16 protein-coding genes are annotated in these 15,073 nt (G+C 46.3%); 10 read left to right on the forward strand and 6 right to left on the reverse strand.

The window, feature by feature from the left end; all coding sequences use genetic code 11:
- Positions 1 to 124 precede the first annotated feature (124 nt).
- The 10 genes from B5G00_RS13740 (at position 125) to B5G00_RS13785 (ending at position 10,289) form a co-directional block, all read left to right on the forward strand.
- On the forward strand, positions 125 to 667 hold the full coding sequence (locus B5G00_RS13740; protein ID WP_087273681.1) for a Fe-S-containing hydro-lyase: 543 nt from the start codon (positions 125 to 127) through the stop codon (positions 665 to 667).
- A 262-nt stretch (positions 668 to 929) separates the two neighbouring features.
- Positions 930 to 1,805 carry a hypothetical protein gene (locus tag B5G00_RS13745; protein ID WP_087273683.1) on the forward strand — a complete coding sequence of 292 codons (876 nt, stop codon included), beginning with the start codon at positions 930 to 932 and terminating at the stop codon, positions 1,803 to 1,805.
- A 57-nt stretch (positions 1,806 to 1,862) separates the two neighbouring features.
- Positions 1,863 to 2,402, forward strand: a complete 540-nt coding sequence (locus B5G00_RS13750; RefSeq protein ID WP_242971367.1) for a DUF2284 domain-containing protein — start codon at positions 1,863 to 1,865, stop codon at positions 2,400 to 2,402.
- A 72-nt stretch (positions 2,403 to 2,474) separates the two neighbouring features.
- On the forward strand, positions 2,475 to 3,278 hold the full coding sequence (locus tag B5G00_RS13755) for an SseB family protein (protein WP_087273685.1): 804 nt from the start codon (positions 2,475 to 2,477) through the stop codon (positions 3,276 to 3,278).
- Positions 3,279 to 3,347: 69 nt separating this feature from the next.
- Entirely contained in the window at positions 3,348 to 4,172 is an 825-nt protein-coding gene (locus B5G00_RS13760; RefSeq protein ID WP_087273687.1) for a PHP-associated domain-containing protein, read from the forward strand.
- Complete coding sequence (locus B5G00_RS13765; protein ID WP_087273689.1) at positions 4,153 to 5,451, forward strand: homoserine dehydrogenase; 1,299 nt, start codon at positions 4,153 to 4,155, stop codon at positions 5,449 to 5,451. Before B5G00_RS13760 ends, B5G00_RS13765 begins: the two co-directional genes overlap by 20 nt.
- Entirely contained in the window at positions 5,448 to 6,629 is a 1,182-nt protein-coding gene (locus B5G00_RS13770) for an alanyl-tRNA editing protein (RefSeq protein ID WP_087273690.1), read from the forward strand. The genes B5G00_RS13765 and B5G00_RS13770 overlap by 4 nt, the downstream gene beginning before the upstream one ends.
- A gap of 18 nt (positions 6,630 to 6,647) precedes the next feature.
- Entirely contained in the window at positions 6,648 to 8,309 is a 1,662-nt protein-coding gene (locus tag B5G00_RS13775) for a glycoside hydrolase family 13 protein (RefSeq protein WP_087273693.1), read from the forward strand.
- Between the two features lie 85 nt (positions 8,310 to 8,394).
- A complete protein-coding gene (gene bsh, locus B5G00_RS13780) occupies positions 8,395 to 9,381 on the forward strand; it encodes a choloylglycine hydrolase (protein WP_087273696.1) in 987 nt (328 codons plus the stop codon).
- Positions 9,382 to 9,524: 143 nt separating this feature from the next.
- Positions 9,525 to 10,289, forward strand: a complete 765-nt coding sequence (locus tag B5G00_RS13785) for a heparan-alpha-glucosaminide N-acetyltransferase domain-containing protein (RefSeq protein ID WP_087273698.1) — start codon at positions 9,525 to 9,527, stop codon at positions 10,287 to 10,289.
- 66 nt (positions 10,290 to 10,355) lie between these two features.
- Here B5G00_RS13785 and B5G00_RS13790 read toward each other — a convergent pair whose 3' ends face one another.
- The 6 genes from B5G00_RS13790 to B5G00_RS13815 form a co-directional block, all read right to left on the reverse strand.
- Positions 10,356 to 11,762, reverse strand: coding sequence for an MDR family MFS transporter (locus tag B5G00_RS13790; RefSeq protein ID WP_087273700.1), 1,407 nt, complete (start codon positions 11,760 to 11,762; stop codon positions 10,356 to 10,358).
- Positions 11,755 to 12,237: a MarR family winged helix-turn-helix transcriptional regulator gene (locus B5G00_RS13795; RefSeq protein WP_087273702.1), complete on the reverse strand. Its 483-nt coding sequence runs from the start codon at positions 12,235 to 12,237 to the stop codon at positions 11,755 to 11,757. Before B5G00_RS13795 ends, B5G00_RS13790 begins: the two co-directional genes overlap by 8 nt.
- A gap of 137 nt (positions 12,238 to 12,374) precedes the next feature.
- Entirely contained in the window at positions 12,375 to 13,175 is an 801-nt protein-coding gene (locus B5G00_RS13800) for an urease accessory protein UreD (RefSeq protein ID WP_087273704.1), read from the reverse strand.
- Entirely contained in the window at positions 13,175 to 13,783 is a 609-nt protein-coding gene (gene ureG / locus B5G00_RS13805) for an urease accessory protein UreG (RefSeq protein WP_087273707.1), read from the reverse strand. The genes B5G00_RS13800 and ureG overlap by 1 nt, the downstream gene beginning before the upstream one ends.
- A gap of 75 nt (positions 13,784 to 13,858) precedes the next feature.
- A complete protein-coding gene (locus tag B5G00_RS13810) occupies positions 13,859 to 14,560 on the reverse strand; it encodes an urease accessory protein UreF (protein WP_087273709.1) in 702 nt (233 codons plus the stop codon).
- Complete coding sequence (locus B5G00_RS13815; RefSeq protein WP_087273711.1) at positions 14,557 to 15,069, reverse strand: urease accessory protein UreE; 513 nt, start codon at positions 15,067 to 15,069, stop codon at positions 14,557 to 14,559. The genes B5G00_RS13810 and B5G00_RS13815 overlap by 4 nt, the downstream gene beginning before the upstream one ends.
- Between the last annotated feature and the right edge of the window lie 4 nt (positions 15,070 to 15,073).

Genomic DNA, 15,073 nt, shown 5'->3' on the forward strand with positions numbered 1-15,073 from the left:
AACCAGCTATTTTCGTATCAGATACAGAGAAATGCCCATCTCCATGGCTCATTCATCTGAGATAGTAACTTGAAAAACCTTTATTTTAAAGGAAAATCACTTGACAATATAGGGAGGAAGGAACATGGACAGATATATGAAAGCGCCTCTGGATCGGGAAGAGGTAAAGACCTTGAGAGCAGGGGATTATGTATATATTACGGGAACTATCTATACAGCCAGAGATGCGGCACATCTGCGGATGTCCCAGGCACTTGATAAGGGAGAGAAGCTTCCAATAGAACTGGAAGGGAATGTGATTTACTATATGGGACCTACCCCGGCAAGAGAGGGAAGGCCTATTGGCTCTGCAGGGCCTACCACTGCCAGCCGTATGGATAAATATACCCCCAGGCTTCTGGACCTGGGCCTTACAGCCATGATTGGAAAAGGAAAAAGAAAACCAGAGGTAACAGAGGCTATTGTCCGGAACGGTGCAGTATTTTTCGCTGCAGTGGGAGGAGCAGGAGCTCTTCTTTCTAAATGTATAAAAAAGGCAGAAGTGATCGCCTATGAGGATCTGGGAACAGAGGCTATCAGAAAGCTGGAAGTAGAAAATCTCCCAGTGATTGTAGTTATTGATTCTCAGGGAAATAATTTATACGAAGAAGTATTAAATAAGCAGTGATGAAAAGCAGGACCCTTATCTGAGCTTTCAGGACTGAAAAATTTAAAATAAAAGAGCGCTGTATTTAATGAATAGAGGAACTGGTTTTGACCAACTATTATTAAATGCAGCGCTTTGTTTTACATTGTGTGAACCAGAAGATTATGGTATACTAGCCGCAAAGATGCGTCCAGTATCGCCTATTGCCGCCAAATGAACATAAATGTTCGCTTGGCCCCTTGTACACTGAGGGTAAAGGCAGAGAAAAGAAACAGGAGGTCTTATGAGAAATAATAATACAAGTCCCATTGTTTATATTGGCGTACTGCTGGTGACCCTGGTCATTTTGACAGCAGCCAATATGCTGAGAAGTCAATTTTCTTCAGAGGAACCCCAGGAGGAAAATCAGGTCCAGGGAGAATATGCACTGAAGGCGGTTTATTTAGAGAAAGAGGACGGAAACAGTATTTTTGTAAATCTGACAGAGGAATACCCATTTGATGGAAACATACCCGAGGGAGAACTCTATGATGAGGATGGCGAAAAGATCACCCAGGAAGATCTGAACAGCGGAGATGTGCTGAATATCTGGGGAAACGGCGTTATTGCTGAATCCTATCCTGCCCAGTACAATGGGATCACAAAAATGGAAAGAACAGAGCAGTCTAACCAGGAATATATTGATCAATACGGGCATTATCTGGAGGAGCTTTTTGTAGAAAAGGATCCCTCAGAGCTGCCTTATCTGAATGTGTGCTATAGGGATGAACTGGCAGATGCGGCAGTGATGATCCCGGATCCCCTCAGTTATACCTGGACATATACAGATGAAAGTGGGGAGAGCAGGGCTGTTACTACAGATGGGGCTCATGTCCTTCATACAGAGCCGGTGGAAGTGAAGAAGATTTCAGAACCCATGACTATGGAACTGTACTTTGACGAAGTACCCGAGAGTGTAGAGCTTCTGGTTTGGGATGATACCCTTCTGGGACAGTACCAGGACAGTGCTGATCAGATTCCGGAGGGAACAGCTGTGGAAGTGACAAAAAGTAGAAAGGGAAATCTGGAGTTTAACGCCCAGCCTGGTTCTGTATACCTGGTGCAGGGACAGTGGGATCAGGGTACTGTAGAATATGGGTTCTGGGTGCCATCGGAGTAAAGTTATGGACTGAGTACAGCTAAAAGCTTTAGTGAATAGAAAATGGGAGGAAGAAAGATGATACAGGAAGAGGAATTATTGAAAAAAGCAAAAGAGGCAGGATTTGACAACTGCCGGATTCTTCCGGCAGGAGAGCTGAGTTTTGACCATTCGCTGAGAAAATATTGTGAGGTAAATTATTGCGGGAATTATGGAAATAACTATTCATGTCCTCCAGAATGCGGTACACCTGAGGAAATGGAAGAAAAAACCGGGAAATTCTCCCGGGTTTTGGTACTTCAGACTATTACGCCGGTGCATGACATTGCCGATGACCGGGAAACCAGGGAAATCAAGCACCGCCATAATCAGATGACTTGGGGACTTATCGACGGCCTTTCAGAGAAGCTGGGAAACTTTCTTCCGGCTATGGCAGGCCCCTGTCAGATTTGTAAAGACTGCGAGAAAAAAGATGGAAAACCTTGCAGCTTTCCAGAGAGGATCGCATCCTGCCTTTCAGCCTACTGCATTCAGGTGGACAAGCTGGCAGAAAAATGTGATATGCCTTACTGGTGCCAGGGAGAGGTGGCTTTCTTCAGCCTTCTGTTTTTTTCCTGATTCCCGGGGACAAAACGCAGAAAAAGGTGTATACTAGAGACAGAGAATGATGAACACAACAGGAGAAACAAAATGGATGCTATTAGAAAAGAACTGATCAGAAAAATACAGACTCTGGGAGAGGTTTATACCATTCTTTCCAGGGCTACCAGACTGCCCTATGTAATCTGTGATCCGGAGAGCTTCAATGACCAGGTATGGATATTTGAGAGTAAGGAAGAGCTGGAAAAGGCTGTGAAGCCTTTTACAGATAAGAAAAACCCCGTTGCGGCTATTAAGGTGGAAAACAAGAGCTATCTGAGTTTTTATACGACTCTTTACACTCTGGGAGTAAACGCAGTGGTGTTTTATGAGGAGGATAAGGCTACGGAACTGGAATTAGAAGAGATTGTAAAAAAACCGGATTTCTCTTCTCTTCCTAAAGAAAAGCAGCCGCTGTTTAACCCTCAGCTCCAGCTTTCTGGTATTTATTTTATGCAGGAACTGCGAAGAGGCGGCGCTAATGAGGAAAAAGATAATCTTCCGGAACTTGAAGAAGAAGTAGCTGCAAATGTGGTAAAAAGCAGATACCTTATGGCTGTACAGAGACCGGAAGAGGGGCAGGATCAAAAAAATGTACAGGTGCCTTACATCAAAAATAATCAGGGAGATATTTACCAGCCTCTGTTTACAGATGCGGAAGAATTCCGGAAGTTTAATAAAGAGAAGAAGCTTCAGGCTCTGCTGGTAGGTTTTGACAATCTGGAGAAGGTCCTGATCCCGGCGGCAAAGGGGATTATCATCAACCCCCAGGGATTTAATCTGATCATTCCAAAAGAGAAGATCCAGGGACTGAGGCAGCGGTTCGGCATTGCGCCTCAGGACGGCCAGAAATAATGTGTCCTGCGGAAAGAAAGCAGGGACCAAACAGGCTTCTGAGCATAAGATCAGGAAGGAGAGATAGGCTTGAAGATTGATATGCACTGCCATACACGGGAAGGTTCCCCGGACGGGAAAGTACCTATTGAACAGTATATACGTATGCTGCGGAATCAGGGATTCGGAGGCATGCTGGTGACGGACCATGACTCCTACGGGGGATATCGCTATTGGAAGAAGAATATCAAAGGAGATAAGTATCAGGATTTTTTGGTCCTGAAAGGAATAGAATATGATACCCTGGACGCAGGCCATATTCTGGTGATCATGCCGGAGACTATAAAGCTGCGGCTTTTAGAGCTTCGGGGGATCCCGGTGCAGATGCTGATTCCTATTGTTCATAATTACGGAGGAATCCTGGGACCTGCCCATCCCTGCGGAGAAAAGTATATGAGTTTTATGAACGCAAAGGCTTATCAGAGAAATCCGGATATCCTAAAAGAATTTGATTTCATGGAAATTTTCAATGCCTGCGAACCTCAGGAGGTAAACGACAGAGCAAAAGCAGTTGCAGAGCAATATGGATTGCCGGGAACAGGCGGCAGTGATGCTCACAAAGCAGACTGCATTGGCCTGGCTTACACAGAAATCCCAGATGATGTGACCTGTGAATCAGATCTTATCACTCATATTATGAAAGGAACGCCTATGGAATGCGGCGGTTCTATTTATACCAATACTACTAAGGAAAAAATGGGGAAAGCCAAGGGTCTTTTTTCACGTTCTTTCTGGGTATACAATAAAGTGGGAGGATGGAGTAAAGCCCTGAGCAGGAGCAACAAGATGAAGAAGGGATATGTAGAAAGAGTAGAAGTAAAAAAGGAAGAAAAGAATGAGCAAAAAAATGATTAATGTAGCCCTTCTGGGGCTGGGAACAGTGGGAACCGGTGTCTATAAAGTCCTGAAAATGCAGCAGGATGACATGGAAGATAAAATCGGAGCCAGGGCAGAGATAAAAAAAATCCTGGTGAGAAATCTGAAAAAGGCTGCGGCTAAAATCGAAGAGCCAGAGCTTTTGACTAATGACTGGAAAGAGATCCTGGAGGATGATTCCATTGAGATTGTTATAGAGGTCATGGGAGGAATCGAGCCAGCCAAGACTTATATGCTGGAGGCCTTAAAGGCAGGAAAACATGTGGTGACGGCAAATAAAGACTTGGTGGCCTCTTACGGACAGGAAGTACTGGACTGTGCGGCAGCCAACAACAGAGACTTTCTTTTTGAGGCGGCAGTGGCGGGGGGAATTCCTATTATACGCCCGCTGAAACAGTGCCTGGCAGGCAATCATCTGTCAGAGGTGGTGGGGATTGTCAATGGAACTACGAATTTTATCCTTACCAAGATGACCCAGGAAGGAATGGAATTTGCAGAAGCTTTGGCTCTGGCCACCAGGCTGGGCTATGCGGAGGCTGATCCTACAGCAGATATCCAGGGGCTGGACGCAGGAAGAAAGATGGCGATTCTGGCTTCCATTGCCTTTAATTCCAGAGTTACCTTTGAAGATGTGATCACAGAAGGGATTACTCATATTTCTGCAAAGGATATCCGGTACGCCAGGGAATTGGGCTGTGTGATCAAGCTTATGGGATTGGCCAGAAATACAGATTCCGGAATCGAGGTTCGGGTCCAGCCTATGCTGGTTCCCCAGGAGCATCCTTTGGCGACTGTCAATGATTCTTACAATGCAGTCTTTGTAAAAGGTGATGCAGTAGGCGATGCCATGTTCTATGGAAGAGGAGCGGGGGAAATGCCTACAGCCAGCGCCATTGTGGGAGATGTTTTTGATATTGTAAGGAATATCCTCTTTAACTGCACGGGAAGGATCAGCTGTACCTGTTACAAAAATCTTGCCGTGAAAGAGGCAGAAGATATCGAAAGCCGTTTCTTCATGCGGCTTCATGTAGATGACCGCCCAGGCGTACTGGCAGGAATTGCCAGTGTGCTGGGAAATAACAATGTGAGCATTGCCCAGATGATACAGAGGCACAAGGACGGAGATCTGGCAGAAATCGTAGTGGTAACCTCCAAAGTACGGGAAGGAAACTTTAATGACGCCATGATGATCGTAGAGGGCTTGAATGCAGTACATAAGATATCCTCTGTGATTCGTGTATATGGAGGCCAGAGATGACAGAAAAGCTTTTTTATGAAGACAGCTATATAAAAGAATTCCGGGCCAGGGTTTTGTTCTGTACGGAAAGGGAAGGCGGTTATCAGGCAGTTCTTACGAGAACTGCCTTTTTCCCAGAAGGAGGAGGACAAAGTGCAGACACCGGCTTTTTATATACAGAAGACGGCATCGAAGTAAACGTTACTGATGTGCAGGAAAAAGATGGTGTAGTCTTTCACTATATTACAGGTCCTTTGAAAGAAGGAGAAGAAATAACAGGGAAGCTGGATTTTCAGGAGCGGTTTTCCAAGATGCAGCAGCATACCGGAGAGCACATTATATCAGGACTGGTCAGCCGCCATTTCGGCTATCACAATGTGGGATTTCACCTGGGTACAGAAGAGGTTACCATGGACTATGACGGTGTGCTGTCCCAGGAAGATTTGGAGCAGATTGAGGAAGAGGCCAATGAGGCAGTGGCAAAAAATCTGCCGGTGGTTGTTCTTTACCCTTCAGAAGAAGAATTAAAGAATATTACATACAGAAGTAAGATTGAGATTGAGGGGCAGATAAGGATTGTGCAGATACCGGGATATGACAGCTGCGCCTGCTGTGCGCCTCATGTAAAGGAAACAGGCAGCATAGGCCTGATCAAGATTGTGGGCGCCATTCACTATAAAGGCGGTATGCGGGTATCTATGCTCTGCGGATTCCGGGCTCTCTGGGATTACCGGATGAAAGAGAAAAATATAGTCCGGATATCCAATCTCCTTTCTGCAAAGCAGGAAGACACAGCTCAGGCAGTGGAACGTCTGGGACAGGAAATAAACCGTCAGAAGGAAAAGATCAGGGACCTCCAGCAGCGGTATGTGGCTCTTTGCCTGGAAGAAGCCAGAAAGAAAGCAGCCACGGCTCCGGAAGAAAATATTTTACTTTTTGCGGAGGAACTGGATGGCGGGGCCAGAAGGAATTTTGTCAATGGAGCTATGAAAATGACCGAAGGCTTTGCAGGAGTTTTTGTGGGGACCGATGAGCAGGGATATCAGTATGTGCTGGGAAGCAGGAATCAGGACATACAGGAGGCAGGAAAAAAACTGAACGTCCGTTTTCAGGGAAAGGGCGGAGGCCGTCCGCCTATGATACAGGGTTCTCTTAATGGAACAGAGCAGGAGATTAAAGAGTTTATAAAAAATATATGAAAACGGAGGTACAGCGCTATGGAAAGAGCATGGTGGAAAGAAGCAGTGGTATACCAGATATATCCCCGGAGCTTTATGGATTCTAACGGTGACGGAATCGGGGATCTTCCGGGAATCATCAGCAAACTGGACTATCTGAAAGAGCTGGGAGTGGATGTAATCTGGTTGTCTCCCTGCTACAAGTCGCCTAACGATGACAATGGATATGATATTTCTGATTACCGGGACATTATGGATGAGTTTGGAACCATGGAGGATTTTAAAACGCTTCTGGAAGGGATACATGAGAGAGGCATGAAGCTGGTCATGGACCTGGTAGTAAATCACACTTCCGATGAGCATCCCTGGTTTATAGAGTCCAGAAAATCCAAGGACAACCCTTACAGAGACTATTATATCTGGAGAGACCCCAAGGAGGGAAAAGAACCCAACAACTGGACTTCTTATTTTTCCGGCCCCGCCTGGGAATTTGACGAGGCTACGGGACAGTATTACCTTCATCTTTTTACCAGAAAGCAGCCGGACCTGAACTGGGAAAATGAGAAGGTGCGGTATGAGATTTATGATATGATGAAATTCTGGCTGGATATGGGCTGCGATGGATTCCGGATGGACGTGGCAAATCTTTACTCCAAGGTTCCAGGGCTTCCTGACGGTATTCCCAGAAAAGGAAGAATCGGGGCAGAAAATTATCAGAACGGCCCAAGGATCCATGAGTTTTTCCATGAGATGAACCGGGAGGTCCTTTCCAAGTATGATATTATGACTGTAGGAGAGATGTCTGATGTACCTTTGGAAGAGGCTTTGAAATATGCGGGAAAAGATACCCATGAACTGAATATGGTATTTCAGTTTGAGCATGATGACCTGGATACAGTGGATGGAGAGAGATGGGCCTATCGGAAAGTGCCTCTGCCGGAATTAAAGGCAGTTCTCAGCAAATGGCAGGTGGCAATGAATGACAAGGCCTGGAACAGTCTCTACTGGACCAATCATGATCAGCCAAGGACTGTTTCCAGAAGAGGAAACGATAAAGAATTCCGGAAGGAAAGCCAGAAGATGCTTTATACCATGCTGATGACCATGCAGGGCACTCCTTATATTTATCAGGGAGAAGAGATCGGCATGACCAATGTTTATTTTGATTCTATAGAGGATTATGATGACGTAGAAATCCACAACTGCTGGAGAGAAAGAGTTATCAAAGGGGGAGAGGATCCCCAGAAGCTTCTGGAGGGTATCCGCTACCGGGCCAGGGATAATGCCAGAACGCCTATGCAGTGGAGTGATGAGGAGAACGGCGGCTTTACCACAGGAACTCCCTGGCTGAAGGTGAATCCCAATTATAAAGAGATCAATGTGAAGGAATCTCTTGAAGATGAAGATTCTATTTTCCATTACATGCAGAAACTGATCCGTATGAGAAAAGAGAATCTTACTGCAGTCTATGGGGACTTTAAAGAGTATGAGCCGGATGATCAGCAGCTTTACATATATGAGAGAAACTATCAGGAACAGAAAATGTTCGTGGTATTGAATTTCTCAGACCAGGAGGCCTCCTTTACCATGCCGGAAGAGTGGAAAAAAGAAGAGGCAAAGCCATTGATCGGAAATTATCCGGAGAAACCTTTCCAGAGCCGGACCTTTGCTCCCTGGGAAGCAGCAGTGTATATCAGATAAACTCCTGAAAAACGGGGATAACAGAAGTCTTTCGGGAAATAATAAGATACAGTATATATGAGGAAAATGGAGCTGACCTGTGAAAATGTGTACATGTATTGCTTATGAAAACGGAGACTTTTATTTCGGACGGAATATGGACCTGGATTACTCGATTGGAGAACAGATTATTCTTACTCCAAGGAATTATATCCTTAAATTCCGGAAGCTGAATCCTGCAGAAAAACATTATGCCATGACAGGTATGGCCGCTTCTGAGGATACATTTCCTCTTTACGCCGAAGCAGTAAATGAAAAAGGCCTGTTTATGGCAGGCCTGAATTTCCCACAAAATGCAGTATATCAGGAGGCGAAAGAAGGAGGGAAAAATGTTGCTCCTTTTGAGATTATACCATGGCTTTTGGCCTCCTGCGCTTCTGTGCAGGAAGCCAGAGAGCTTCTTTTTCAGGCCAGGATCGTAAAGATTCCTTTTGCTGAAGAGATGCCTCTTGCTCCTCTCCACTGGATGCTGGGTGACGGAAAGGAATGTGTGGTTTTGGAGGCAGTGGAAGAAGGACTGAAGATTTACGAAAACCCTATAAAGGTACTGACGAATAATCCCCCTTTTCCCTTTCATAAAGATTATCTGACTCATTTTCGGAAGCTGTCACCAGGGCAGGGAGAAAATACCTTTTCCAGGAAGCTGCCCCTGGAACCCTACTGTCAGGGAATGGGAGGAATAGGACTTCCGGGAGATGCTTCTTCTGCCTCCCGTTTCGTAAGGGCTGCCTTTCTGCTTTGGAATTCCAGATGTGAGAAAGAGGAAAATGCCAATGTATCCCAGATATTTCACATACTGGATCAGGTGAGTATGGTGAAGGGGACAGTTCTTACAGAGGAAGGGACCTGTGATATGACGACTTATTCCTGCTGTGTAAATGGAAAGAGAGGAGTCTATTATTATAAAACCTATGACAACAGCAGCGTACAGGCTGTGGAGCTGGCAAAAGAAGACCTGGAAGGAGAGAGACTGATCTGTCATAAGGTTTCGGTGAGAGGGGTTCCTGAGAAATCTTTTCAGTCAGGAATTTAACTGGTAACAGTCTCTCAAGGCTGGTTCGGACACGCTTCCCTTGTCATCCCAGAGGAAAACTGATATGATGGGAAAAACAGAAGGCTGGGAATTTGCTGTTTAAAAGCGAAAGCCTGCTTCTGCAATAGATAAGGAGTAAAGAGATGACAGAAACTACAATAGAAGAAAAGAAGGAAAGATATTATCTTCTGGATGCCCTGCGGGGCCTGGCACTGGTGAACATGCTCCTGTATCATTTTTCTTATGATATCTTTGTCATATACGGGCAGAATCCCCATTGGTTGGGGGCTCCGGCCACCTTTTTCTGGCAGCAGGGAATCTGCTGGAGCTTTATACTGATTTCAGGTTTCTCCTGGCGGTTTGGAGCAGCCAACAGTCTGAAACGAGGGCTGTTCTTAAATGGTTTGGGCCTGCTGATCACGGCGGTGACCTGGCTGGTCATTCCTGATGAGGTTGTGTTTTTCGGCATTCTGAACTTTATCGGCTGCGGGGTCCTGCTGACCATTCCTTTTTCAAAATTAGGAAAAAAGACTCCGCCCCTTTTGGGAGCGGTAATATGTCTGGTACTGTTTGCCCTGACTTATCCTATACAGAATGGTTATCTGTGGCTGGGAGGAGAGACCCTGGCGCTTCCTCGGGAACTGTACTCAGGAGTCCTGACAATTTTTGGATTTCCGGGAGCAGGCTTTTATTCCAGCGACTATTTCCCTATATTGCCCTGGATTTTTCTGTATTGGACAGGCTGGTTTTTATATCCTTTGCTTATGAAAAACAAAGGAATCCGGCACTTTCTCAGCATCCGGATCCCTCTGCTTTCAGACATAGGAAGAAAAACTATCTGGATATACGTTCTTCACCAGCCTATTCTTATGGGAATCTGTATCATATGGTCTTCTCTTTTTATGTAGCTTTTTTATGAAAGTCCAGTTTAAAAAAACAAAGGGGCTGCTGGCAGGCCAGTGGCGACATAACCATCAGGCCTGCTTTTTCTTTCCTGAAAGTGCGAAGACTCCCAAAGAACAGCAGATCACAACAACGGCCAGCACTGCCAGAAGATAGAAGGAATACTGAGTGCCCTGGGCAGTAGCTGCTGCCATGTCATCAGGGAGCTTTGCCTGGGAGGCTGCCACTATGGTGGTGATAATGGAAGTGCCGATGGCGCCAGCCAGCTGCTGGAGAGTATTGATCACTGCATTGCCGTCAGGATTTAATTCCGGCGGCAGCTGCTTCAGTCCATTGGTCATGGTGTTTCCTACAGAGAAGCCCTGGCCGAAAGCGAAGAATATATAGAATAAGATAAAGCTTCCGATGTTTAGTTTCAGGGCGAAAATGCTGAAGCATACCGTTGCCAGGATAATACAGAAGTTACCGGAAAGGATAGGTTTCTTTGCTCCGAAACGGTCCAGCATCCTGCCACTTATAGGAGAGAGAACAGCGCCTATGATACAGCCGGGGAGGAGAAGGCAGCCTGCCAGAAAAGCTTCTTCCCCCAGAACAAGCTGCGCATAGTTGGGGATCAGAAATCCCAGTCCAAGGCAGATAAACTGAATAAAGACAAGGACCAGTACACTGAGGCTGAAGGGAACACAGCGAAATACCCGGATATCGATAAGGGGTGTTTCCCTTTTTTTACATCTCAGACAGAATATCACAATACAGATAATGCTGGCTGCCAGAAGCCCCAGTACCTGGACACTGATCCAGCCTGCGTCGGAAGCGGTGCTGGTAGCAAAGATAAAGCAGGCGAAGCCTGCAGCCAAAAAGAAGTAGTCCAGCCATTGGAAAGAAATCTTTTCTGTCTCTGTTACCTGACGGATAGAGAAAACCCCAAGGAAAAAAGAGAGCAGGAGCAGAGGAATCAGAGAGATAAAGATCATCCTCCAACCGAAATTGCTTACCAGCATACCTCCCACGGAAGGTCCTACTGCAGGAGCCATGGCTGTGATCAGAGAGGCGATTCCCATCATCAGCCCCAGTTTTTTGGCAGGAACCTGCTCCAGAACGATATTAAACATCAGAGGCAGGGCGATACCTGTTCCCACACCCTGGATCAGACGGCCCAGGAGCAGAAGAGAAAATACCGGGGTAACAGCAGCCATAATGGTTCCTATAAGGAACAGGCAGATGGCGGTGACAAAAAGTTTTTTCAGTGTAAACCGCTTTTTCAAATAAGAAGATGCAGGTATGATCATGGCCAGAATAAGGAGATAGCCGGTAGTGATCCACTGTACGGTAGAAGTTCCGATGCCGAATTCTTCCATCAGAGTGGGGAAGGTAACATTCATGGCAGTTTCCACCACTACGCCGGAGAAGGACATGATTCCTGCGGCAATGATGGAAAAGATCAGCTTTGCATCAATTTTCTTTTCTGATTCATTCATTTTCTTCTTTTTCCTTTCTTTTTTCCTTGTAGGCGGTAATATCCAGACCTTTCATGATTTCCAGTACCCGGTGAATGGTACTAACGGTTACAGAAAAATCTTCAGGAGAAATATCCCGGAAATTTTCAGCCAGCCAGGAGTGATATTCCCCTACATAGAAATCATAATATTCCTTCCCAAGAGATGTCAGAGCTATGTGGACGATCCTTTTGTCCTCCTGGTCAGGGATTTTTGTCAGAACCTTCAGTTTTTCCAGCTCCTGGATTACTTTGGTGATGCTTGGCCTGGTGACTCCAAGCAGTTTACTCACATCGCTGACCATCACCTTTTCCTGGCATTGGCTTAACTGAAACACTGCGTCGATCACATAGATATGCCGGGGAGACATTCCTTTGGGAAGAGGGGGCATCAGCTCTGTAATGCGTTTGGCGTCCTGGCAGGCAGAGAGAAAATCTTTTACATAAGATATTTCCATGTTTACTTCTCCTTTCTGAAATTGATTACCATAAATAATTATCTTTAGTAATTATTTAAAATAATTATATGAAGATACAGAGAAAATGTCAAGAGAAAACCAAAGAAGAATAATAAAAAACTGCTGTGCCTCAGCCTTTACAGGCCGCTGCACAGCAGGATTTTTTGAGACAATTCTTCCAGTACCTGTCCCCGCCTTCCCAGAATACGCACTGCCAGGTCCCCCTGGGGCAGCCGGGTAATGCCTCCGGTGATATCCGAAGTATTTTCCAGAAGATCTTTAACCTTGGATACAAAACTTTTCGGATCCTCCGGCGGTGTAAGGTATATACAGGCCAGATGGGTATAGGACTCATACATTCCCATACTGTCCATAGAGAAAAGTACAGGGTCATACCGGGTATTGTCCCGGTAGATCAGTTTTCCATTTCTGTAGATACGGACCAGATTATGATAGAAACGATAGGCAAAAGTCTCCCCTCTGGCGTATCGTCCGCAGGAAAGGATCTCGCTCATAAAGAACTGGGAGGTCTCATCTTCCAGCCGGATATCCATGGTGCTTTCAAAGGCAGATCCTTTAAAAGGAATCATAGGCTGGGGATGAAAGAAAAAGGTTCCTCCTTTCTCTACGAAAACAGAGGTATGTCTGCCTGCCTTTCCTTCTTTCATGCAGTGGATCTTATCGTAGGACTGGGAGATGAACTCTGTCCTGGCGCCTTCTTTTATATGAAAAGAAAATTCCTGAAGATCTCCTGCCATGATTCCCGGGGAAGCAGCCAGCAGCATGACCTGGATCCCGCCGCCTTTCAGGGGAAAGGGCTGCATGATCTTAAAGGGAGAGGTATAAGAAAAGTCTTCCAATATGGTCTGGCCTTCACGGGTACCGGCGGTAATGGAAAAGCGGGAGACTTTTCCATAGGGATTTTTTTCTTCTGGCATTACATTCCCTCCAAAAGTACGTTTTTCTTGATCCATTCCACTACCTGTTCCACATGTTCTCCGCTGCGGATATTGGTGAACAGGAAAGGACGGTCTCCCCGCATTTTCTTAGAATCTCTTTCCATAACCTCCAGGCTTGCCCCTACATAGGGAGCCAGGTCGATCTTATTGATTACCAGCAGGTCAGAACGGGTGATCCCTGGTCCGCCTTTTCTGGGGATCTTGTCCCCTTCCGCCACATCAATGACAAAGATGGTGGCGTCGGCCAGTTCCGGTGAAAAGGTAGCGGAAAGATTATCCCCGCCGCTTTCTATGAAAAACAGCTCGATATCCGGAAACTTTTCCGCCATTTCTTCTACTGCCTCCAGATTCATGGAGGCGTCTTCACGGATGGCTGTGTGAGGGCAGCCGCCGGTTTCCACGCCGGTGATCCTTTCCAGAGGCATGATACTGTTTTTGGCAAGGAATTCTGCGTCCTCTTTCGTATAGATATCATTGGTGATAACACCGATACTGTAATCTTTGGCCATGCGCCGGGTAAGGGCTTCTATGAGAGCAGTCTTGCCGGAACCTACAGGGCCGGCTACGCCGATTTTTACATAAGACATAATTCTTCCTTCTTTCATATATAGTAGAGTCTGCATTCGCAGACAGAGAAATATAAAAACAGGGCTGCACCTGTATCAGGACATATACAGCCGGGAGTACAGACCTTCATGCTGGATAGCCCGCAGGTCAAAGCCGGGAGTGGAAGCGCAGAACATTTCTTCTCCCGCTGTGGTCACAAGAAAAAGCACCTCTTCCAGGACCTGATGGAGGGAGAGGAGGATTTTCTGTCCCTCTGACTGGCTGAGGGGGATGGTCTTTACACAGTTTGTGACCATAGCAGAGGTCTGGGCATAAAGAAAGGCTGCCATAGAATCCTCTAAAGGGATCCCGGCGGCACAGCAGAAAACTCCGTAAGCACAGGGATGACTGGTTACTTTTCCCCGGCGGAGTTCCTGGTATTCCTGAAAAATATTTTTCTTCCAGGAAATCTCCATGTGCTGGAGTGTCTTCACAAAACGGCTGCCCAGTTTCCTGGAGGCTTCCCGCAGTTCCAGGGGGATCTTGGAGGCGTCCAGGACGTCCTCCAGTTCCTCCAGCTTTTCCAGATCTTCTTTAGCTGCTGCTTCATAGGCCAGCCGGACAGCCAGAAGATCTGTATAGAGAAGGCTGCAGTGCAGCCGGTTTTCTATGTAAAGCCTGGCGGTGTTTCCATCGCTCACCAGGCCTTTCTGTATATAAGTCTCCAGCCCATAGGAGTGGGAATAACCTCCTATGGGAAAGAGAGAATCATTTATCTGAAGGAGGAGAAAACGGGCCTCCATATCCCGGCGGTTCATGTCTGAGCTCCTTCCTGGCTTCCATGATCGTGGTGATGGGAATGGCCGATCTGAGAGGAAATCTGTCCTTTAAAGTTCAGAGATTCTATGGTTTTCCTGGCTTCTACACCATGAAGAGAAGAGAGGAGACGAAGCATAGGCTCATTATAGGGAGTTACAAAGGTGCTGGAATCCTCTCCAAAGAAAAGAGGCGCATGCCGGTTTCCGATTTCATAGCAGACCTTGGGGATCATCTCCGGGTGATGGGGAGAAACCTTTGCCTTGACTACCTCGCAGGGAGGGGTATGGACGGCAATGACCAGTTCGGGATCTGCGTAGAGTACATCCCCCTCTAACAGCCCGGTTTTCAGTACTGAGTCATCCAGACGGATTCCTATTTCCCGTCCGGCATCCGTAACCTTCCGGTGGATTTTTTTAAAGGCCTCGTGCCACTCCACAGTGATAAATTCCAGCTTCTTTCCCTGGAGTTCTATGTCTTCCAGTTTTCCCAGTATTTTTTCACAAATCATAAGT

Source organism: Blautia sp. An46, from assembly GCF_002161645.1.
Taxonomy (GTDB): Bacteria; Bacillota; Clostridia; order Lachnospirales; family Lachnospiraceae; genus Blautia; species Blautia ornithocaccae.